Source organism: Roseateles sp. NT4 (genome assembly GCF_051857475.1).
In the GTDB taxonomy this organism is placed as follows: Bacteria; Pseudomonadota; Gammaproteobacteria; order Burkholderiales; family Burkholderiaceae_C; genus Pelomonas.
The window spans coordinates 775,299-793,143 of sequence record NZ_JBPZGZ010000002.1 but is presented as its reverse complement, the minus strand read 5'-3'; the positions used below and the strand labels follow the sequence as shown (position 1 = coordinate 793,143).

The 17,845-nt window shown below is 68.5% G+C and carries 23 protein-coding genes; 13 read left to right on the top strand and 10 right to left on the bottom strand.

The features are described from left to right. Window positions 1–212: 212 nt before the first annotated feature. Window positions 213–662 carry a nuclear transport factor 2 family protein gene (locus tag ACS5PN_RS13290; protein WP_439464436.1) on the bottom strand — a complete coding sequence of 150 codons (450 nt, stop codon included), beginning with the start codon at window positions 660–662 and terminating at the stop codon, window positions 213–215. A 111-nt stretch (window positions 663–773) separates the two neighbouring features. Here ACS5PN_RS13290 and ACS5PN_RS13285 point away from each other — a divergent pair, with 111 nt between their 5' ends. The 4 genes from ACS5PN_RS13285 (at window position 774) to ACS5PN_RS13270 (ending at window position 4,924) form a co-directional block, all read left to right on the top strand. Next, window positions 774–1,484, top strand: a complete 711-nt coding sequence (locus ACS5PN_RS13285; RefSeq protein WP_439464435.1) for a TetR/AcrR family transcriptional regulator — start codon at window positions 774–776, stop codon at window positions 1,482–1,484. A gap of 7 nt (window positions 1,485–1,491) precedes the next feature. Continuing rightward, the gene (locus ACS5PN_RS13280) at window positions 1,492–2,361 is read left to right on the top strand and encodes a DMT family transporter (RefSeq protein WP_439464434.1); all 870 of its coding nucleotides are present in this window, start codon (window positions 1,492–1,494) and stop codon (window positions 2,359–2,361) included. Window position 2,362: 1 nt separating this feature from the next. Next, on the top strand, window positions 2,363–4,033 hold the full coding sequence (locus ACS5PN_RS13275; RefSeq protein WP_439464433.1) for a long-chain-fatty-acid--CoA ligase: 1,671 nt from the start codon (window positions 2,363–2,365) through the stop codon (window positions 4,031–4,033). A gap of 234 nt (window positions 4,034–4,267) precedes the next feature. After that, a complete protein-coding gene (locus tag ACS5PN_RS13270) occupies window positions 4,268–4,924 on the top strand; it encodes a hypothetical protein (RefSeq protein ID WP_439464432.1) in 657 nt (218 codons plus the stop codon). A gap of 111 nt (window positions 4,925–5,035) precedes the next feature. On the opposite strand, the gene ACS5PN_RS13265 is transcribed toward ACS5PN_RS13270, so the two are convergent. Further along, window positions 5,036–5,749 carry a pirin family protein gene (locus ACS5PN_RS13265; protein WP_439464431.1) on the bottom strand — a complete coding sequence of 238 codons (714 nt, stop codon included), beginning with the start codon at window positions 5,747–5,749 and terminating at the stop codon, window positions 5,036–5,038. Window positions 5,750–5,851: 102 nt separating this feature from the next. Here ACS5PN_RS13265 and ACS5PN_RS13260 point away from each other — a divergent pair, with 102 nt between their 5' ends. Beyond that, the gene (locus ACS5PN_RS13260; RefSeq protein WP_439464430.1) at window positions 5,852–6,214 is read left to right on the top strand and encodes a VOC family protein; all 363 of its coding nucleotides are present in this window, start codon (window positions 5,852–5,854) and stop codon (window positions 6,212–6,214) included. Then, the gene (locus ACS5PN_RS13255; RefSeq protein WP_439464429.1) at window positions 6,211–6,831 is read left to right on the top strand and encodes an HD domain-containing protein; all 621 of its coding nucleotides are present in this window, start codon (window positions 6,211–6,213) and stop codon (window positions 6,829–6,831) included. Before ACS5PN_RS13260 ends, ACS5PN_RS13255 begins: the two co-directional genes overlap by 4 nt. Here ACS5PN_RS13255 and ACS5PN_RS13250 read toward each other — a convergent pair. After that, on the bottom strand, window positions 6,780–7,082 hold the full coding sequence (locus tag ACS5PN_RS13250; protein ID WP_439464428.1) for a DUF2834 domain-containing protein: 303 nt from the start codon (window positions 7,080–7,082) through the stop codon (window positions 6,780–6,782). The genes ACS5PN_RS13255 and ACS5PN_RS13250 overlap by 52 nt on opposite strands. Before the next feature lie 112 nt (window positions 7,083–7,194). Here ACS5PN_RS13250 and ACS5PN_RS13245 point away from each other — a divergent pair, with 112 nt between their 5' ends. From ACS5PN_RS13245 to ACS5PN_RS13225, 5 genes are all read left to right on the top strand, one after another. Further along, window positions 7,195–7,575, top strand: coding sequence for a phosphopantetheine adenylyltransferase (locus tag ACS5PN_RS13245; protein ID WP_439464427.1), 381 nt, complete (start codon window positions 7,195–7,197; stop codon window positions 7,573–7,575). Then, window positions 7,572–8,348: a helix-turn-helix domain-containing protein gene (locus ACS5PN_RS13240; RefSeq protein ID WP_439464426.1), complete on the top strand. Its 777-nt coding sequence runs from the start codon at window positions 7,572–7,574 to the stop codon at window positions 8,346–8,348. The genes ACS5PN_RS13245 and ACS5PN_RS13240 overlap by 4 nt, the downstream gene beginning before the upstream one ends. 141 nt (window positions 8,349–8,489) lie before the next feature. Next, the gene (locus ACS5PN_RS13235; protein WP_439464425.1) at window positions 8,490–9,050 is read left to right on the top strand and encodes a hypothetical protein; all 561 of its coding nucleotides are present in this window, start codon (window positions 8,490–8,492) and stop codon (window positions 9,048–9,050) included. A gap of 4 nt (window positions 9,051–9,054) precedes the next feature. Then, on the top strand, window positions 9,055–9,849 hold the full coding sequence (locus ACS5PN_RS13230; RefSeq protein WP_439464424.1) for a hypothetical protein: 795 nt from the start codon (window positions 9,055–9,057) through the stop codon (window positions 9,847–9,849). A 191-nt stretch (window positions 9,850–10,040) separates the two neighbouring features. Continuing rightward, window positions 10,041–11,273, top strand: a complete 1,233-nt coding sequence (locus tag ACS5PN_RS13225; protein ID WP_439464423.1) for a hypothetical protein — start codon at window positions 10,041–10,043, stop codon at window positions 11,271–11,273. Here ACS5PN_RS13225 and bsrA read toward each other — a convergent pair. Further along, on the bottom strand, window positions 11,270–12,199 hold the full coding sequence (gene bsrA, locus ACS5PN_RS13220; RefSeq protein WP_439464422.1) for a LysR family transcriptional regulator BsrA: 930 nt from the start codon (window positions 12,197–12,199) through the stop codon (window positions 11,270–11,272). The two genes, ACS5PN_RS13225 and bsrA, sit on opposite strands and share 4 nt — an antisense overlap. Window positions 12,200–12,277: 78 nt before the next feature. Between bsrA and ACS5PN_RS13215 the strand changes: the two genes are divergently transcribed. Both ACS5PN_RS13215 and ACS5PN_RS13210 read left to right on the top strand, forming a co-directional pair. Then, entirely contained in the window at window positions 12,278–13,420 is a 1,143-nt protein-coding gene (locus ACS5PN_RS13215) for an SRPBCC family protein (RefSeq protein WP_439464421.1), read from the top strand. 187 nt (window positions 13,421–13,607) lie between these two features. Further along, window positions 13,608–13,826 carry a hypothetical protein gene (locus tag ACS5PN_RS13210; RefSeq protein WP_439464420.1) on the top strand — a complete coding sequence of 73 codons (219 nt, stop codon included), beginning with the start codon at window positions 13,608–13,610 and terminating at the stop codon, window positions 13,824–13,826. A gap of 92 nt (window positions 13,827–13,918) precedes the next feature. Here ACS5PN_RS13210 and truD read toward each other — a convergent pair whose 3' ends face one another. From truD to sctR, 6 genes are all read right to left on the bottom strand, one after another. Continuing rightward, window positions 13,919–14,932, bottom strand: coding sequence for a tRNA pseudouridine(13) synthase TruD (truD, locus tag ACS5PN_RS13205; protein ID WP_439464419.1), 1,014 nt, complete (start codon window positions 14,930–14,932; stop codon window positions 13,919–13,921). 120 nt (window positions 14,933–15,052) lie between these two features. Then, on the bottom strand, window positions 15,053–15,655 hold the full coding sequence (locus ACS5PN_RS13200) for a hypothetical protein (RefSeq protein WP_439464418.1): 603 nt from the start codon (window positions 15,653–15,655) through the stop codon (window positions 15,053–15,055). Next, entirely contained in the window at window positions 15,648–15,872 is a 225-nt protein-coding gene (locus ACS5PN_RS13195; RefSeq protein ID WP_439464417.1) for a hypothetical protein, read from the bottom strand. The genes ACS5PN_RS13200 and ACS5PN_RS13195 overlap by 8 nt, the downstream gene beginning before the upstream one ends. A gap of 89 nt (window positions 15,873–15,961) precedes the next feature. Further along, on the bottom strand, window positions 15,962–16,744 hold the full coding sequence (gene sctT / locus ACS5PN_RS13190) for a type III secretion system export apparatus subunit SctT (RefSeq protein WP_439464416.1): 783 nt from the start codon (window positions 16,742–16,744) through the stop codon (window positions 15,962–15,964). A 166-nt stretch (window positions 16,745–16,910) separates the two neighbouring features. Further along, window positions 16,911–17,186 (bottom strand): type III secretion system export apparatus subunit SctS, encoded by a 276-nt coding sequence (gene sctS / locus ACS5PN_RS13185; RefSeq protein ID WP_439464415.1) that lies wholly within the window; start codon window positions 17,184–17,186, stop codon window positions 16,911–16,913. Beyond that, window positions 17,183–17,842 carry a type III secretion system export apparatus subunit SctR gene (gene sctR / locus ACS5PN_RS13180; protein ID WP_439464414.1) on the bottom strand — a complete coding sequence of 220 codons (660 nt, stop codon included), beginning with the start codon at window positions 17,840–17,842 and terminating at the stop codon, window positions 17,183–17,185. Before sctR ends, sctS begins: the two co-directional genes overlap by 4 nt. Between the last annotated feature and the right edge of the window lie 3 nt (window positions 17,843–17,845).

Below are 17,845 nucleotides of genomic sequence, written 5' to 3'. Positions count from 1 at the left end.
ACGCGCGAGCTCGTAGCCGGCGCGAAGCGGAATCTCGGGCTGTCTCGCTCCGCCCCGCACAAGCTCTTCGCAGCCAGATGCCGGGCCAGGGAAGCATCCGGCTATGCGTTGCTGGCAGCGCCAAGATTGCACATGATCAGGACTCCGCCTTTCGGCTGCCTTCGCGCCGTCATCTACGCGAGGCGAACCAAGGTCTCGACGTAGTCATCGCGTCAAACGATGGGTTCAGCCAGCGCCTCAGGCTGACCGGCTGCAGCCACCTCGGCCAGATAGCCCGCCAGCCGAGCGGTGTCGCAGTGCACCGTCAGCGCGCTGACGCGGCCCCAGCGCAGCTCGAACTCGTGCATGCCGACATTGCTGCCCTCGCGGCCGCCCGGCAGGCGGAAGCGGTCGCGCCAGCTGATGACGGCACGCGTGCACCAGGGCCAACCGCTGACCCAGACGCCGTCGACTTCGAAGCGCAACCCCGGCAGCAGACGCTGCAGCCGGCCGTACCAGCGCGTCGTTGCGCCCAGGTCGCGACGCTCGCCGCCCAGGGCGTGGTCGCCCACCATGCAATGGCGATGCGCCGCGGCGAACTGCGCCGGGATGCCGTCGTAGCGCCCCGCGTTCAACTCGGCAAAGGCGTTCAACAGCTTGCGCTTGACGATGGCGTGATACATGGCCGCTCTCTCCTTTCGCTTCGCCCAGTCATGCGATGGAAAACATGATCTTGACGATGTAAAGATGGGCGCAGTATCCACCTCGATCTTGACGATGGCAAGATGTGGCGCATGAACAAGCCTGCTTCGGCTCGCCCCCCTGCCGCGAAAGCCTCCCCAGCTCAACCGGCGCGTTCGCCGCGGGCCGTCAAGGCCGCGGGCCAGCCCGCCGCCGAGAAGCCGCCGCGGCCCCGCGCCAAGGCGGTTGGCGCCTATCACCATGGCGAGCTGCGCGAGGCCCTTCTGGACGCCGCCGAGGCCCAGCTGGCCCAGCGCGGCGCGGCGTCCTTGAGCCTGCGCGACGTGGCGCGTGGCGCCGGTGTGTCGCATGCGGCGCCCTATCACCATTTCGCCGGCCTGCCCGAACTGCTGGCGGCCCTGGCCGAGCGCAGCTTCCAGCAGCTGGGTGCGGCCATGCAGGCCGGCGTCGACGCCCACCCGGCAGATGCCCGGGAGCAATTGCTGGCCATCGCCACAGCTTATGTCGACTTCGCGCGGCGACGGCCGGCGCGCTTCCGGCTGATGTTCGGCCCCGTGCTGGCCTCGCGCCACCAGCATCCGGGCCTGGACCGCGCGGCCGAAGCGAGTTTTCGCGTGCTGCTGGACGCGGCCACGCGTTTCGATGCCGCGTCCGGTCCGCTGATCGCGCTGACCGGCTGGAGCTTGGCCCATGGCCTGTCGCATCTGAGCCTGGATGCGGCCTTCACCGGCCTGCCCCTGCCCGGCCCCCTGCCCGAGCCGGCCGACCTTGTGCGCCTCATGAGCGCGCGGGTCTTGGCATGATGGCTCCATGCCGCTGCTCGACCGCATTGCCCCACCTCTCTTCATCTTCATCTGGGCCACCGGCTATATCGTTGCCAAGCTGGCGGCGCCCTATGCCGACCCGCTGACCTTCCTGGCCTGGCGCTATGCCGGCGTCGTGGCCCTGATGCTGGGCCTGGCCCTGGCGGCGCGGGCGGCCTGGCCGTCGCGGCGCGACATGGCCCATCTGGCGGTCTCGGGCCTGGGCATCCAGGCCCTGTATCTCGCCGGCGTCTGGGTCTCCATCCGCCAGGGCCTGCCGGCCGGCACGGCGGCCCTCATCGTCAACCTGCAGCCGGTGCTGGTGGCCGCGGCGGCGCCGCTGATCGGCGAGCGCGTCGCGCCACGTCAGTGGGCGGGTGTGGCCCTGGGCCTCGTGGGTGTCGTTCTCGTCATCTGGCACAAGCTCAACCTGGGCTCCAGCTATGGCCCGCCGCTGCTGCTCTGCCTGATGGCTTTGCTGGCCATCACCGGCGGCACGCTGTACCAGAAGCGTTTCGTGCCCCACTTCGACCTGCGCACCGGCCAGGTCGTGCAGTTCGCGGCCTCGCTGGCCGTCACCCTGCCCGCGGCCTGGTGGTTCGAGCCCATGCGCATCGAATGGAACGCCTCGGTGATGGTGGCCATGGCCTGGAGCATCCTGGTGCTGACGGCCGGCGGCATCAGCCTGATGTTCTACATGCTGCGGCATGGCCGCGTCACGGCGGTGTCCAGCACCATGTATCTGGTGCCCTCTGTCACCTCCGTGATGGCGTGGTTGCTGTTCGGCGAGACACTCGGCGCACAAGCCATCGCGGGCATGGGCGTGACGCTGCTCGGCGTCTATCTCGTCGTCGCGAGGAAACCGGAGACATCCTGACATGACGACCCGAGCGCACCACAAGGTCTGGCCCGTCCGCATCCCGCATGCCATCGAGCCGCCGGCCACGGCCCTGCCCGACAACCTGATGATCAACGCGCGGCGCTTTCCGCAGCGCACGGCGCTGGTCTTCCTGGGCCAGAAGACGACGTATGCGGAACTGGCCGCCCAGGTGGCGCGTCTGTCGGCCTGGCTGGCCCAGCGTGGCATCAGACGAGGCGACCGCGTGCTGGTGGGCCTGCAGAACTGCCCCCAGCTCGTCATCGCCCACTACGCCATCCTCAGCGCGAATGCCGTCGTCGTGCCGGTCAACGCCATGAACAAGGCGGCCGAGATCAAGCACCTCATCGAGGACAGTGGCGCCGTGCTGGCCATCACCAGTGCCGACCTCAGCGCCGAGTGGCTGGCCGCCGGCATGGCCGCCCAGAACCTGGTTGTGACCCGCCTGGCCGAGGTTCTGCCCGGCGGCCGCAGCGATGGCGAAGGCCTTCCCCCGGGCTGGGCCGACTGGCTGAACACCGACATCGCCCTGCCCGCCGGCGCCACCGCTTGGGGCCAGGCCCTGGCCTGCACGGGCGCCCCGCCCACTCTCGACGTGGGCGCCGACGACCTCGCCCTGCTGCCCTACACCAGCGGCACCACGGGCAACCCCAAGGGCTGCATGCACAAGCACCGCAGCCTGCAGCACAACATCTTCGCGGGCGGCCTGTGGGCCAATGTCAGCCACGAAGACGTGGTGCTCGGCGTCGTGCCCATGTTCCACATCACCGGCATGGTCGTCGTCATGCACGGCACGCTGGCGGCCGGCGCGGCCCTGGTGCTGATGCCACGCTGGCAGCGCGAGTACGCGGCCCGCCTCATCGCCGAACACCGCGTCACGCGCTGGACCAACATCCCCACCATGGTCATCGACCTGATGGCCAGCCCACAGGTCGACAGCTTCGACATGAGCAGCATGGTCACCATCGGCGGCGGCGGCGCGGCCATGCCGCAGGCGATTGCCGAGCGGCTGTGGCAGCGCTGGGGCCTGCGCTACATGGAAGGCTATGGCCTCACCGAGACGGCCGCGCCCAGCCACAGCAACCCCTACGACGCCCCCAAGCAGCAATGCCTGGGCGTGCCCTATCTGAGCTGCGACGCGCGCGTCATCGACCCCGACACGCTGAAGGAGCTGCCGGCCGGCGAGGCCGGCGAGATCATCGTGCGCGGTCCCATGGTCTTCGAAGGTTACTGGGGCCGGCCCGACGCGACGGAGGCGGCTTTCATCCAGTTCGAGGGCCAGCGCTTCTTCCGCACCGGCGACATCGGCTACGCCGACGCCGACGGCTATTTCTTCATGACCGACCGCTTGAAGCGCATGATCAATGCAAGCGGCTTCAAGGTCTGGCCGAGCGAGGTCGAGAACCTCATGCATGCCCACCCCGGCATCGCCGAGGCCTGCATCATCTCGGCCCCCGACGCCTACCGCGGCGAGACCGTCAAGGCCGTCGTCGTCAAGCGTGCGGGCCATGAGTCGCTCACCGAGGCCGAATTGCGCGACTGGTGCAAGGCCAACATGGCCGCCTACAAGGTGCCGGCCTTGATCGAGTTTGTCGACACGCTGCCCAAGAGCGGCGCGGGCAAGGTCATGTGGCGGGCGTTGCAGGAGAGGGAGAAGGCGCGGGGCGGGTGACAGAGACGGTCATACGCGCGCGGCGGCCCCCGGTGGCTTGAACTCAGCGGACTGCCGTCCCTGCGTCTGCCGCAAGCCCGAAGCAGAGGGTCGCCCCCGGCTCCCTGGCCTACGCCGCTTTTGCAGCGGAAACGGTCCTTCGCATGGACCTAGGCGGATGTACGCTGCGGACCAGGAGCCAACGTCCGCCGACGGCAGCAATCGCGTACCGGCTGACCTAACTTGAGTCCTGCGATGCATGACGAACTAATTGGACGGGCGCAGCTTTGGTCGAACGCGCTGGCGGACTGTAAACAGGCACTAGACCTTGCTGACCGGCTTAGCCATGCAGCGTCGGCTTCGGCAGTCGTCGCCGAGGAAGTCAACTTCGAAGCGTTTTATCAAGCCGAGACCGGTCGGTCGTACGACCGGCTTCGAGGATATTCGGGTGATCCCGAGGTGCTCGAGCGTTTTCGTCCAGCACTCCCCACACCGCGCGAATGCCACCTAGGTGCCTTTCACCTGCACAAGATTGCCATTGTCTATCTGGCCCAGTTGTACTCAAGTGGGAACCCAGCTGCCGGTGTCGTAGCGAAGAACAAGAGCGATGCGGGCGATGAACTTCGACAACGGCTTCTAGAACTGGCTTTTCCAAACGAACCAAACCGTGTCGCCTTCGGCGAGACAATGATGCGCGTTCTGCGTCTGCGCGATAAACAAATCGGGCACGCCGACGGAAGCGAATTTGCGGTTCGTCACGCGCCCCATTACGTGACCACCACAATTGAGCCGGTACCTTTAGACCTGCAGCAAGAACTTCACCGGGTTTTGCCTTTGCTTATCAAGGCGGCTCAAATGCTGATCGGTGATTTGCTGATTGCAAAGGCTCCGCATCAACGCCAGGACGAATAGAGCTTCTGGCGCACTCCACGCTACAGAGATCGCGGGCTGGAATATCGTCGTTGAGTTGCTAGTCGGCACCGGTGTAGCCGGCCCGAAGGACTGCAATCCGCCTGAAGCCGCCTAAGCCAAGTCAAACCAAACCCACCGAGCTTCGGTTTGCGGCGCCACCGAGATCTGCTTGACCGTCGACAGCTGCAGCCCATCGCCGCCCCGCAACTCCAGCGGTTGTGGCTCGCCATCGACATCGGCCAGGACGACGCCTTCCAGCACCTGCAGCCAGCCAAAACGGTCCGGTTGGATGTCGTGGCTGCAGCATTCGCCGGGCTGGCCGGCCACGGCCCAGATGTTCACTGGCGCACGAAGCTGCAACACGCCCGGTTGCTCCGCCGCACCCGCCACCAGGCGTGGGCCATTCGTGCCGAGCAGCGCTCCTTGCAGCAGCTGATAGCGTGGTTGGAGGTGGTCTGCGTTGCCGTGCAGCCAGATCTGGAACAGATGCGTTGGCGCCTCGGCGGGGTTTCGCTCCGAGTGCTTGACACCGGTGCCGGAGCTGATGAGCTGGACATCGCCAGCGCGCAGACGCCCGTGATGGCCGGCCGAGTCCTTGTGCTCGAGCTCCCCCGACAACATGAAGGTCAGGATCTCGAAGTGATCGTGAGCGTGCTCGGCAAAGCCCGACCCGCCGGCAACGATGTCCTCGTTGATCACCCGCAGCGCACGAAAGCCCATCCGCGTCGGGTCGTTGAAGGAGCCGAACGAAAACGTGTAGTGAGCCTGCAGCCACCCCGTCCTTGCCCAGCCACGGGCCTGCCGATCGTGAAACACATCGCTCATGGTCTTTGCTGCCGAGGGGGAACCTGCATACCGGCTTTATAGCGGGCTCGACGGCGAAACAAGGCCGAGACCAGGGCGTGCAAGCCGGCCTAACATGGCCAGATGCTGACCCAGCCTCGCTACGTCCTCGCCGTCCCCGACCTTGCGCGCTCAGCCGCGTACTACCGCGACGTGCTCGGCTTCACCGTCCACGACATGGGCGACCCCGGCTGGCGGTGGCTGGAGCGTGATGCCTGCGTCATCATGGCCGGCGAGTGCCCGGACGCGACCCCACCGGCCCAGCTGGGCGACCACAGCTATTTCGCCTATGTGCAGGTCGGGGCCATAGACGCGCTGCACGCGGAGTTCACCGCCAAGGGTGCCGAGTTCATCAAGCCGCTGCGCGACGAGCCCTGGGGCATGCGCGAGTTCGGCATCCGGACGATGGACGGGCATCGCATGATGTTCGGCCAGCCGACGTCATGAAGCGGGCCTGGACCGCGCTCGGCGCGCGCGATGGCGAAGCCCTGCAAGCCGAGCTGCTGGCCCGTTACGCCGAGCCGCATCGCGGCTATCACACCCAGCAGCATCTGCATGAATGCCTCGCCCTGTTCGGCGAGTTCGCCCATCTGGCCGAGCGGCCCGCCGAGGTCGAGATCGCGTTGTGGTTCCACGATGCCATCTACGACGTGCACCGCCATGACAACGAAGCCCTGAGCGCCGACTGGGCGCGCGCGGCCCTGCTCGACGCGGGCGCCCCAGCCGACGCGGCCGAGCGTGTCGCGGCCCTGGTGCTGGCCACGCGCCACAGCGTGGCGCCCGCCACGGCTGACGAGCAACTGCTGGTGGACATCGACCTCGCCATCCTCGGCGCGGCACCGGCGCGCTTTGCCGAGTACGAAGCGCAGATCCGCGTCGAGTACGCCTACGTGCCGCAGGCGGTCTTCAACGAGAAGCGGGGCGCCATCCTGGCCGGCTTTCTCGCCCGGCCGGTGCTCTACGGCACGCCGGCCCTGCGCGAGCGCTTCGAGGCGCCCGCGCGGGCCAATCTTCAGGCGGCCCTCAGCGCGCTGTCGCGGCCCGAGGGCGTGAGCAGCAGATAGAGCAGCGGGCCGATGGAGCCGGCGGCCAGCGTGATCAGCGCGAAGGGCCAGACGGTGCGGCCGGTCTGGCGCGCATCGCGCCAGATGAAGCCCAGCGCGATCCAGGACATGATGATCAGGTCCGCCAGCACCTGCCAGGCGCCGACGCTGCTCATGCCGGCCTGCCAGATGCCGAGATAGCCAACCTGCCACATCACATAGGTCGAGAACAGGCCGAAGGCGGCCAGGACGATGACGAGGGCGGTTCGCATGAGGATCTCCTTTGCGGTGGTTGATGGCGCCATGCTCGGCAGCTGCGCGCATCGCCGCAATGACCTCGGAGGTCATCGCCGCCGCGCTCCGGCTGGCCTATGGTCCGGCGCCATGAAGCTGCTCGTCCCCATCGCCCTGGTCCTTGTCGCCCTGCTGCATGCGCTGCCACTGGCCGGCGTGCTGGGCGCGTCCAAGCTGTCGACCCTGTATGGCGTCGATGCCCGCGATCCCGCGCTTGAGTTGCTGCTGCGCCACCGCGCCGTGCTCTTCGGCCTGCTGGCCGCCTTTCTCGCCTATGCCGCTTGGCAGCCCGCGCTGCGCGGTCCGGGCCTGGTTGCCGGCGGGGTCAGCGTCGCGTCCTTTCTGCTGTTCGCTATGCCGGTCGGCCTGCTGACGCCTGCGCTGGTCACCGTCGTCAGGCTGGACGCGGCGGCCCTGATACTGCTGCTCGCCGCCGGCATCGTGCATCTGCTGCCCACGCCCTCACCATGACCGCCACCCTCGCCGCCCTGCGCAAGTCGCGCCGCGTCAGCCAGCTGGAGCTGTCGCTGCGTACTGGCGTCTCGCAACGCCACCTCAGCTGCATCGAGACCGGCCGTTCCCGCGCCGGCCGCGAGACGCTGATCGCCCTGCTCGACGCCCTGGGCGCCACGCTGCAGGAACGCAACCAGGCCCTGCTCGCGGCCGGCTACGCACCCGCCCACGCCGAGCGTGCGCTGGATGCGCCGGAGATGGCACCGGTGCGACTGGCCCTGGAGCAGCTGCTGCACGCCCACGACCCGACACCGGCCCTGGTGCTGGACGGCGAATACAACCTCGTCATGGCCAATGCCGGCCTGGTGCGGCTGCTGGGGCTGCTGGGGCTGCCGTCCGATCACCTGCTGGCCGGCCCCTTCAACCTGCTGCGCGCCATCTTCAGCGAGGGCGGCCTGCGGGACTTGTGCGTCAACGAGGCCGAGCTGTGCGGCGAGATGTGGGCCCGCGCCAGCCGCGAGGCCGAGCATCTGCCCAAGCTGCGCGCCCTGCTCGACGAGCTGCGCGCCGACGTGCAGCCCTGGGGCCCGGTCGAGACTGGCGGCCTGCCAGTGCTGGCCCTGCGCCTGCGCGCGGCCGATGGCCGCACGCTGAGTTTCTTCTCCGCCTTCACCAGCTTCGGCACGCCGCTGGACATCACGCTGGCGTCCTTGAAAGTGGAGCATCTGTTCCCGGCCGACGAGGCGACGCGCGCGGCCTTGATGGGCACGCCCGCCTCAGATGCGCAGTGATGTCAGTCGGTAATTGCGAGACTCGGCGAAACCCTTGACCGTGCAGGAGACGGGTTCCACACACTGAAAAAAGCGCGTGTCCCTCCGCGATGCGTGCCAGGCGCCGTGCCTTCCGCGCGGTCTCAACAGTGAACCCGTCTCATGAGCCAGCCTTCATCACCCATGCGGCGCCGCCTGCGCATCGCGGCCGCGCTTGCCGTTGCGGCCTGTGCGTCCGCCAACGCGGTCACCGTCACCAGCAGCTATGTGCAGAGCAGTGCCTCTGAAATCTCCCGCCTGCTCGGCGGCTACAGCCAGCCGCGCGTCTACCTGAACGCCTACGCCTGCGGCGAGCAGCAGCTGAGCGCCATGGCCTGCAGCCCCTACGTCATCAGCGTGGGCAGCAACTTCCTGCAGCAGCAGGAAGCCTATGGCAGCTACGTGGCCAAGTTCGTGCTGGCCCACGAATGGGGCCACACCATCCAGTTCAACTACGGCATCCGCTACCAGGCGCCCTACCAGGAACTGCAGGCCGATTGCGTGGCCGGCAGCTTCGCCAAGTACGCCGAGACCAGCCTGCGCTACCCGTCCTTCATCGAGGCGTCGGTGCGTTCCGCGCGCGCCGCGGCCGACTACGGCACGCATGGCACGCCGTCGCAGCGTGACTACTACGCGCGCCGCGGCTACGCCACCAGCACCAACACCTGCCTCAACAGCCTGTAGGCCCATGCGTTATGCGCTCCTGATCGGCGTCGCCTGCATTGCGGGCTGGGGCGCATACACGCTGTGGCAGCACCCGGATGCGCCCTCGGCCGGACTGCAGGCGACAGGCCCTGCAGCCGGCGCCGGCAAGAGCGAGATCCACAAGAGCTTGCTCGCCTCGGTGCCTCCCCAGGCCAGCGGCCTACCCACGCCGCTGGCCTCTCCTCTGGCATGGCCGGCATCGTCGGCCGCGCAGCCAGTCGCGGCTGCCGGCCTGCCCGCCGCGGCGGCCCAGACACCGGCTGCTTCAGCCGCGACCGACCCCACGCCGCCGCCCCTGTCGGCGGCCGACAAGGCGGCCAATGACGCCTTGCGCCAGCTCGGCTATTTCATTGACGAGCGTTACTACAAGATGGGCCTGGACGCGCTGCGCCGGGCCGCCGCGGCCCAGGACGTGCAGGCCCTGACGCATCTGGCCGAGCGCTATATGTTCGAGTTCGACGGCCATCCCCAGGCCCAGGGCTACGAGCCCGGCTTTGCCTATCTGCAGGCCGCCCGCGAGGCGCTGCAGGCGGCCTATGTGCTGGGCAACCGCCATGCGGCGGCCATGCTGTCAGAAAGCTATCTGATGCAGCGCCAGACCGTGGATGCCGCGGCCTGGAACCTGGTCGCGCAGCGCTCGGGTGACAAGCTGAGCGCGGACTGGTTCCTCACCACCGAAGACTACCGGCGCCTCACGGACATGCAGCGCAACCAGGCCGCACAGGCGGCGGACCGGCTCTGGGCGGCGCTGCAGGCCAGAAAGCCGGCCGGCACCTGAGGCGGCCGCCGGTGGGAGTTGTCGTGACTGGCTGCGCTTTCAGCAACGGGAGTTACGCAGAGGGCGGGCTTTCCTCGAGTGCAGCGTCGGGGGCTGACCGTAGCATGGCGCGCCTTTCTTCGCGGCCTGCAACGATGCCCCTCCCGGCACCCCCTCTTTCTCCATCGCCCACTCGCGAAACACCGGAACGCTTGGCATTGCCGTCGGCCGGCGAAATCGGCTTTGCGCATCTGGTGAGCGCGTTGCAGGTGCCGGAGCCGATCGCGGTGCCGACCGAGGTCACGCGCAGGCGTCCCAAGGCTTCCCGGGTGCCGGCGGTGGCCAGCGCCGAAGAATCGACCGGCGACATGCTGTCGCGCGCCGAACGCTGCGCCCGTGGCGGCCGCATCGAGGAAGCCCTGTCCCTGTGCCAGACGCTCAAGCCGCGGCTGGTGGCTGCAGGTGACCTGCTGTCGCAAGGCATTTGCGAGCACATGGTGGCGCTCAGCCAGCAGTACGCCGGCCGCATGAAGGAATCCACCCTGGCCGGCTACCGGGCCATGGACCTGCTGAGCCGCGCGCAGGCGCCGGGCCGGCTGCTGCGCGTGCTGGGGCTGCAGGCCATCGGCATGGCGCGCATGGGCGACGTGGCGGAATCGCTCGGCCTGCTGGGGCGCGCGCTGCGCCTGCTGCCCGAGGTGAACGACCTGCCGGGCGAGCAGTGCATCTTGTGGAACAACGCGGGTGCCGCCTATCACGCACTCGGCCGCCTGCCCGAGGCGGTGGACGCTGCCGTCCGGGCCATCGGCCTGCTGCACGCCTTCGACGAACCCAATCTGCGCGCCGTGTGCCACGGCAACCTGCTGATCTACCGGCTGGAGCGCGAGCTGGCGCGTGATGCATCGCTGCACAACGACGAGCTGCTGCAGGCGCTGGACGGCATCCGTGCCCACATCGAAGCGCTGATCGCCGACGAGCGCCACCATTTCGTGCCCGAGAGCGTGAACGCCGCGGCCGACGCGATGTTCGCGCTCGGCCGCATGGACGAAGCCCGCGAGTGGTTGTGGCGTGGCGTGAAGTCGGCGCGCACCACCGGCGCAGGCCCGGAGCTCGGCCTGCTGGAGTGGCGGCTGGCCTACGTGGACAGGCTGGCCGGCCAGTACCGCGCCGCAGCGTCCCATATTGCGCTGGCGCTGGAGTTGCTGGGCGAAGGCCAGTCGCCCGAGCCGCTGGCACGCGTGCATCTGGAAAACTGCCTGCTGCAGGAGGCACAGCAGCACTGGCGTGCGGCGCTGGACAGCCACAAGCGCTACGCCGAGATCCGCGAGACCTTGCTGAAGTCGCAAGCCGATGCGCGCACCCAGGCGCTGTCGGCGCGGCTGGAGGTCGAGCGCGAACACGCCGAGGCCGCGATGCAGGCCCTGGCCGCGCGCACCGCGCCCTAGCCGGCCGTCAGACCGGCCACCGCCGCCACGATCTGCTGGCGCAGCCACTGCAGGCCGCGATTCGTTTCCTGCTGGCGATGCCAGATCAGGCTGACCTGCACCGGCGGCATGGCGAAGGGCAGCGGCAGCATCGCCAGCGGCAGCGCCGCGGCGCAGGCATCGGCCAGGCGACGCGGAATGGTGCCCAGCAGATCGGTCGCGGCGACGACGCCGGGAATGGTCATATAGCCGGGCACGAAGAGGCCCATCTGGCGGCGCACCTTGGCGGAGCCGAGAACGATCTCCAGCGGTGAGCCACGGCCGGCGCGCGGCGGGATGGTGACGTGCTGGGCGGCCTCGTAGCGCGCCAGGCTGATGCTGCGCCCGGAGGGCGACAGCGCGGGGTGGCCTTGGCGGGCGATGACGACCAGCTCTTCCTGGTGCAGGGGCTGGTAGCAAAGCTCGGGCGCTTCGAAGTGCAGATAGTCCAGCGCCAGGTCCAGGGTGCCGGAAGCCAGACGCATGGGCAGGGTGTCGGCGGCGTCGGGCTCGACCTGCAGCACGACCCGCGGCGCCTGCTCGCGCACCCGCGCCAGCAACGCAGGCAGCAGAGCGAACTGGGCGTAGTCGTTCATGGACAGATGAAAGCGCTGTTCGGCTTGTTGGGGGTCGAAAGCGGCCTCAGGCGCGAGGCCGTCCTGCAGCAGACGCAGCGCGGCGCGCACGGGGCCGTGCAGGGCCTCGGCCTGGGCGGTCGGCGTCATGCCGCGGGCATTGCGCACGAACAGCGGCGCACCGAGCTGCTCACGCAGCCGGGCCAGCGCATTGCTGACGGCCGGCTGGCTGAGGTGCAGGCGCTCGGCGGCCCGCGTGAGGTGGCCCTCCTGCATCAGGGCGTCGAAGACGCGCAGCAGGTTCAGGTCCAGCCGGTGCCATATCGGATTCATGAATGACGTGCCCCACCAATATCCATTGGAAAGATGATGCGGCGGTCCCTAGGCTGGCGGCAATCAGGAGACATCCCCATGATTCCCGTACGCCAGCCTGCCCTTCCCGTCCACGACGTCGCCCCGTTTCGCGCCCGCTACCGCGCCGCCATCTCGCCGCGCTACAACGCCTGGCTGCATGGCGGCTTCGTGCTGGCCTGGGGACTGGCCACGCTGGCGTTCTTCTGGCGCCAGGTGGCCAGCCCCAGCCTGCTGGAGTGGCTGGCGGTGCCGGCGGCCCTGCTGTTCTGCAACTGGGGCGAGTACCGCATCCACCGGGGCCTGGGCCACACCAAGACGCGGCTGGGCAAGCTCTTCTACCAGCGCCACACGGGTGACCACCACAGCTTCTTCGCCGAAGGGCATATGCATGCGGAGGGCGCTCGAGACTGGCGCGTCATCCTGTTCCCGCCCTGGCTCATCGTCGTGTTCACGCTGACGCTGGCCCTGCCGGCCTGGTGGCTGCTGAAGCACTGGAGCCCCAACGCTGCGGCGCTGTTTGGCGGCACCGTCATCGCCGGCTATCTGCTCTACGAGTTCATGCACGCCTGCGAGCATCTGCCCGACGGCCATGCGCTGGCATCGCTGCCCTGGATCCGCCAGATGCGCCGCCTGCACCAGCTGCACCACCGCCGCAGCCTGATGGCCGAGCGCAATCTCAACATCGTCATGCCGCTGATGGACTGGCTGCACGGCAGCCTGCATTGGGAGCCCCATGACGAGATTGAGGGGCAGACCGCGATGACGCACTCGGTGCAGATCCGCGGCACGCCCGAGGCGGTGCTGGCCTATGCCGGCTCACCCAGCCACTGGCCCGACTGGCACCCGTCCTCGCGCGGCGTGCAGGTCGGCCCGGGCGTGCAGGGGCCGGCGACCTGCTTCGAGGAAGACATCCACGCCGGCGGCCGCCCGGGGCATCTGCGCTGGCGGGTCACTGCCCATGAGCCGGGCCGGCATTGGCAGGCCGAAGCGCAGGGTCCGCACCGGCTGTGGCTGCGGGTGGACTACTTCGTCGAGGCCTGCGCCGGCGGCACGCACTTCGAGCGCCGGCTGGTCTACACGCTGCCGGGCCTGATCTGGGGGTTCTACAACCGCCTCATCGGGAGGCGGCGTGTGGAGCAGGAGTCGGTGGAGTCGATGGTGAGGTTGAAGCGGGCGTTCGAGTCGCGCGCGGGCGGCTGACGAGACGCGTCCCGGCACGATTTCTGCGCCAAACGGCAATTCGCCTCATGCGATGCCGCGTCTTGGTCGGACCAGGCATCTCCCTTGCCTACGATATGCGGTCAGGTCGCGACGGCTTCAGCCACGAAAGCCTCGCCGACCCTGCCGCGGCAAAGATGCCGCGGCATGCAGACGCCCTCCTTTTCTGATGAAACTCCCCTCCGTCGTGGCGACGGACGCTGTCGTCCGCTCCATTGAACTTGCCGAAGTCCAGGCCTCGCGCCGGGCCGCTATGGGCTCCAAGCCCGTCATCAGCCAAATGTCCATGCAGCAGGCCATCACCGTGACCAGCCTCGGCGGCCAGTCCACGCGGGCCGTCTTCGGTGTCGTGGGCGCAGCCCGCTACGAGGCGGTCAGCAAGCTCTAGCAGAGCCGCGAGGAGCAGTGGCTGCGCCGGCGAATGTCACGGCCGCCCGGTTGCCCTGAAGCTTGAAGGACAGATCGCCGCGGCGGCCACCGTCATTCGACAGCCGCGGACTCGTTTTCCGTGTGCCGGTCGGGCTCCGTGGTGCGGAGGATCTCGTTCAGCACGGAAGTGGCGTAGTTCCCGGCGGGCAAAGAGAACGTGAGCACCAGCTGCTGGGCTTGCGGCCATTCCCATGACATGTCCACCGGGCACGCCACCAGCGCGCGGCGCTCCTGATCCAGGCCGGCGTGTTCCATGCCGTCGCACAAGGTGGCGTGAAGTGCAGCCACGCCGTTTTCCAGGGCCCGGGCTTGATCGGTGGTGACCACGCGGCCCCGTCCCCACATCGGTCCGGTGGGCCGGCCCGCCTCGTCCATCACGTCGCCGGGCAGAGTCTGGCCCCAGAGCCCCTGCTGAATTCGCAGCGCCAGCACTTCATTGAAGACGAAGGAGCGCACCGCCGACAGGTAGATGCCTTTCTTCTTCGGATTGCGCACGCGGATTTCGCGCGCCAGCATGGCCCGGCCCTGCTCGACATTGCCGCCCTCGAAGCCGAAACGCTGGGCGCCGAAGTAGTTGGGCACGCCCTGTGACGCGATGGCCTGGAGATTGGCCTCGATGGCGTCGCGGTCGCCGCTCACGTCACGCAGCACGATGCGGAATCGGTTGCCCTGCAGATCACCGGGGCGCAGCTTCTTCACGTGGCGGCTCTGGCTCAGCACCTTGAATTCCGGGTGCTGCAGACCGGTCAGGTCGGGCGTCTCGCCCTTGGGCAGATAAATACTGAACCACTGACGGGTGATGGCGTAGCGGTCCTTGAGGCCGGCATAGCCCACGTCCCATTCATTGACGCCAGCGGCCTCGGCCAGCTGCTGGGCGACGAAGGCGGTGTTGGCACCGTTCTTCTGGACGTCCAGCCAGATGTGTTCGCCCGCACCTGAGGGCGGCTGCAGCGGCAGTTCGGTCACGATGAAATCCTCGTTGAGGAATTTCAGGGTGGCGCTGGCACCGGTGGCCGGATAAGCGTTGGGCCACTGCGGCAAGGTCGTGTATTGAGCGTCGGTCATGGGCGGTCTGACGGCACCCGCTGGAGATCGGGACAGACTGTCCAGCCGACCCGGGGCGGTCCGGACAGCGATTCTCTCCCGGCCCGCATCTGCGAGACGCCTCTCAGGCGTCGCGTCCGGTCAGCGCGTCGCTCGCCCCAGGCCGGCCACAAAGGCCGAGCAGGCCCGGCTGGCGTCCGGATCGCTGCGCCAGCTCTGGGCCAGCGTGCGCAGTGCAGCCCGCATCTCGCGGGGCATGGTGCCGTCCAGCGGGTCGTCGGCCACGGCAGACAGATGGTCGGCGTAGAGCAGGCGGGCCTCGGCATCGCAGTCCAGCAGCTCCATCACCGCGCTGGCCAGGGTCTGGAACTGCTCGGGCGACAGCTCGGCCGGCCGTTGCTGCGGCCAGGCGGCCAGGCAGAGGTATTCAATGGGGCCAAGGCTGCGCCGCTGCGCGCGTGGTTGCTGCGAGCCCCAGGCGGCGCGCGAGCCGCTGGGCAGGCGGCCCTGGCTGAGGGCCTGGGCCAGGGTCTGGGCCACCGCGGCGCGGGCCGCGTATTCGCCGCGCAGGTTGACCTCGGCCAGCACGCGCAGAAAGGCGGGGTAGAGCTGGTCGCCCAGGCCGGTGCAGACGGTCTCCATCAGCGCGACGGCGCCGTCCTGGCGCGGGCCGAGGTCGACGCAGCCGCCGATCAGGGCCTGGGCCGCATCGACCCAGCGCGGCTGGGCGAGCAGCTCAGCCAAGCAGGGCCGTGAGCACGCGTTCGGCGTGCTGCTGGACCGACAGGCCGCGCTGGTCGATCGCCACGTCCGCTCGCAGCGTGGCCGCGCCGCCCGCGCCCAGGCCGTCCAGCCAGGCTGGTCCGCCACCAGGCGCCGGCGCCGAGGGCGCGCCCAGGGGACGCAGCGAGGCCGCCGTGGTGAACAGCGAGGCGGGGGAGGACAGCGGGGCGCCGATCATGGCAATGGCGGTGAGGGATGAAGGATGGCTGTCAGCCTAACGGCGTCGGGCCGGCAAGGCGACTGCGGCTGCCCCTAATTCGTCAGTCGTCAGGCAAACAGATGTTTCAGCAGGTCCTTGACCACGCTGGCCCGCACCAGCATCTCCTCGTTCATCAGCGCTACCAGGCTGCCGAGTTGCAGCAGCAACACCAGATGCCCCACCACGGCCTTGATGGACATGGACAGGCTGAACACATTGAGCTGCTGGGCGTAGCGGTTGATCAGGCCGAGCACGCCGTCCACCAGATAGAGCAGCACCAGCGATGGCGCGGCCACCAGCAGGGCCAGGCGCAGCATGCGGCCGAACTCGGCCTCCATCGCCAGCTTGCCGGCCGGCAGCAGCTGCCAGCCGCCGTGGATGGGCCACAGCGCGAAGCTGTCCAGCAGCAGGGCCGCGAACAGCATGAAGCCGCCCGAGGCCATGAAGACCCAGCTGGCCAGCCGCGCCAGGAAGGCGCCGGTGAGGGACGTCTGGTGGCCCGACAGCGGGTCCATCACTTGGGCCTGGGACGAGCCCACCTTGGTGTCGATGAGCTGGCCGGCCATCTCGAAGGACCACATCAGCCCGGCGAACAGAAAGCCCAGGGCCGCGCCCAGCAGGGCCTCGCGGCCATAGAGCACGGCCCATTGCCAGCCGCTCATCTGCAGCGGCCGGGTCTCCTGCACCAGCAGGCCCAGCAGAGCTAGGGCCAGGAAGAGCGCGTTGCGGATCAGCCCCGGGATCAGGTCCTGGGTGAACAGCGGCACCAGCAGGAAGGCCACCGCCACCCGCATGGTGGACAGGCCGAGCAGCAGGGCCGCATCGGTCGGGTGACCGATCCAGAACTCCATCATGCGCAGCCGGTCCACCGCGCGTTGCGCGGCTCGTGAATGTTTGCGGGCCGAGCGACGGGCCGCTCCCTAGCCGGCCCGCCATGGCGATGTGCTTGCGGCTCGACGCCGCAAGCATCGCCGTCCCCTCGGGGGACCGGCCAAGGCAATCCTTGGACGAGGGGTTTCACCGTTCTATCTTGACCAAGCCGGGGAACTCGCTGAAGACCTTGTCACCGAGGCGGTAGAGGCTGCCGCCCAAGAGCGAGGCGGTGATGAAGATGGTGACGACGATGGCGAAGAACTTGGCCACGTATTGCACCGTCTGCTCCTGCAGCTGGGTGGCTGCCTGGATGAAGGCGATCAGCAGGCCGACGATGGCCGCCACGAGGATGGGCGGCGCCGACAGCAGCAGCACCAGCCACAGGGCCTGCTGGGTGAGCTGGATGACTTCGCTGTTCATGTCTGGTAAGTCAAGACCAAGCCGTGGGTCAATTTCACCCAGCCGTCGATCAGCACGAAGAGCAGCAGCTTGAAGGGCAGCGACACAGTGGTGGGCGACAGCATCTGCATGCCCATGGCCATCAGGATGTTGGAGATGACGAGGTCGATGACAAGGAAGGGCAGAAAGATCAGGAAGCCGATCTCGAAGGCCACCGTCAGTTCGCTGACCGTGAAGGCCGGCACGATGACGAGGAAGTCGCGCTCGCTGAGCTCCTTGGCCTGCTCGGGCTTGAGGCTGCGCTGGGCCGTCTTCAGGAAGAAGGCGCGCTCCAGCGGTCGGCTGTGCTTGATGAGGAATTCGCGCAGCGGCTCCTTGGCGGTGTCGGCCGCGGCCAGCATCTGGCTGGTGGAGGCCTTGGCGGTGGTGGGTGCGGCGGCAAGGCTCTCCTGCATCTCCACGCCCACCGGGTACATGACGTAGATGCTCAGCACCAGGGCCAGGCCGTTCATGACGACATTGGGCGGCACCTGCTGCAGGCCCATGGCATTGCGCAGCAGGCTGAGCACGACGACCAGCTTGGTGAAGGACGTGACCATGACGGCCACGAAGGGCGCCAGGGCCAGCAGGATGACGGTGATGAGGGCCGAGGCCGGCGTGAAGGTGCTCAGGTCCATCGC

Bases quoted from the DNA above. Each gene is read 5' to 3' on its own strand.
- ACS5PN_RS13290 (WP_439464436.1), bottom strand. From the start codon at position 662: ATGTATCACGCCATCGTCAAGCGCAAGCTGTTGAACGCCTTTGCCGAG.
- ACS5PN_RS13285 (WP_439464435.1), top strand. From the start codon at position 774: ATGAACAAGCCTGCTTCGGCTCGCCCCCCTGCCGCGAAAGCCTCCCCA.
- ACS5PN_RS13280 (WP_439464434.1), top strand. From the start codon at position 1,492: ATGCCGCTGCTCGACCGCATTGCCCCACCTCTCTTCATCTTCATCTGG.
- ACS5PN_RS13275 (WP_439464433.1), top strand. From the start codon at position 2,363: ATGACGACCCGAGCGCACCACAAGGTCTGGCCCGTCCGCATCCCGCAT.
- ACS5PN_RS13270 (WP_439464432.1), top strand. From the start codon at position 4,268: ATGCATGACGAACTAATTGGACGGGCGCAGCTTTGGTCGAACGCGCTG.
- ACS5PN_RS13265 (WP_439464431.1), bottom strand. From the start codon at position 5,749: ATGAGCGATGTGTTTCACGATCGGCAGGCCCGTGGCTGGGCAAGGACG.
- ACS5PN_RS13260 (WP_439464430.1), top strand. From the start codon at position 5,852: ATGCTGACCCAGCCTCGCTACGTCCTCGCCGTCCCCGACCTTGCGCGC.
- ACS5PN_RS13255 (WP_439464429.1), top strand. From the start codon at position 6,211: ATGAAGCGGGCCTGGACCGCGCTCGGCGCGCGCGATGGCGAAGCCCTG.
- ACS5PN_RS13250 (WP_439464428.1), bottom strand. From the start codon at position 7,082: ATGCGAACCGCCCTCGTCATCGTCCTGGCCGCCTTCGGCCTGTTCTCG.
- ACS5PN_RS13245 (WP_439464427.1), top strand. From the start codon at position 7,195: ATGAAGCTGCTCGTCCCCATCGCCCTGGTCCTTGTCGCCCTGCTGCAT.
- ACS5PN_RS13240 (WP_439464426.1), top strand. From the start codon at position 7,572: ATGACCGCCACCCTCGCCGCCCTGCGCAAGTCGCGCCGCGTCAGCCAG.
- ACS5PN_RS13235 (WP_439464425.1), top strand. From the start codon at position 8,490: ATGAGCCAGCCTTCATCACCCATGCGGCGCCGCCTGCGCATCGCGGCC.
- ACS5PN_RS13230 (WP_439464424.1), top strand. From the start codon at position 9,055: ATGCGTTATGCGCTCCTGATCGGCGTCGCCTGCATTGCGGGCTGGGGC.
- bsrA (WP_439464422.1), bottom strand. From the start codon at position 12,199: ATGAATCCGATATGGCACCGGCTGGACCTGAACCTGCTGCGCGTCTTC.
- ACS5PN_RS13215 (WP_439464421.1), top strand. From the start codon at position 12,278: ATGATTCCCGTACGCCAGCCTGCCCTTCCCGTCCACGACGTCGCCCCG.
- ACS5PN_RS13210 (WP_439464420.1), top strand. From the start codon at position 13,608: ATGAAACTCCCCTCCGTCGTGGCGACGGACGCTGTCGTCCGCTCCATT.
- truD (WP_439464419.1), bottom strand. From the start codon at position 14,932: ATGACCGACGCTCAATACACGACCTTGCCGCAGTGGCCCAACGCTTAT.
- ACS5PN_RS13195 (WP_439464417.1), bottom strand. From the start codon at position 15,872: ATGATCGGCGCCCCGCTGTCCTCCCCCGCCTCGCTGTTCACCACGGCG.
- sctT (WP_439464416.1), bottom strand. From the start codon at position 16,744: ATGGAGTTCTGGATCGGTCACCCGACCGATGCGGCCCTGCTGCTCGGC.
- sctS (WP_439464415.1), bottom strand. From the start codon at position 17,186: ATGAACAGCGAAGTCATCCAGCTCACCCAGCAGGCCCTGTGGCTGGTG.
- sctR (WP_439464414.1), bottom strand. From the start codon at position 17,842: ATGGACCTGAGCACCTTCACGCCGGCCTCGGCCCTCATCACCGTCATC.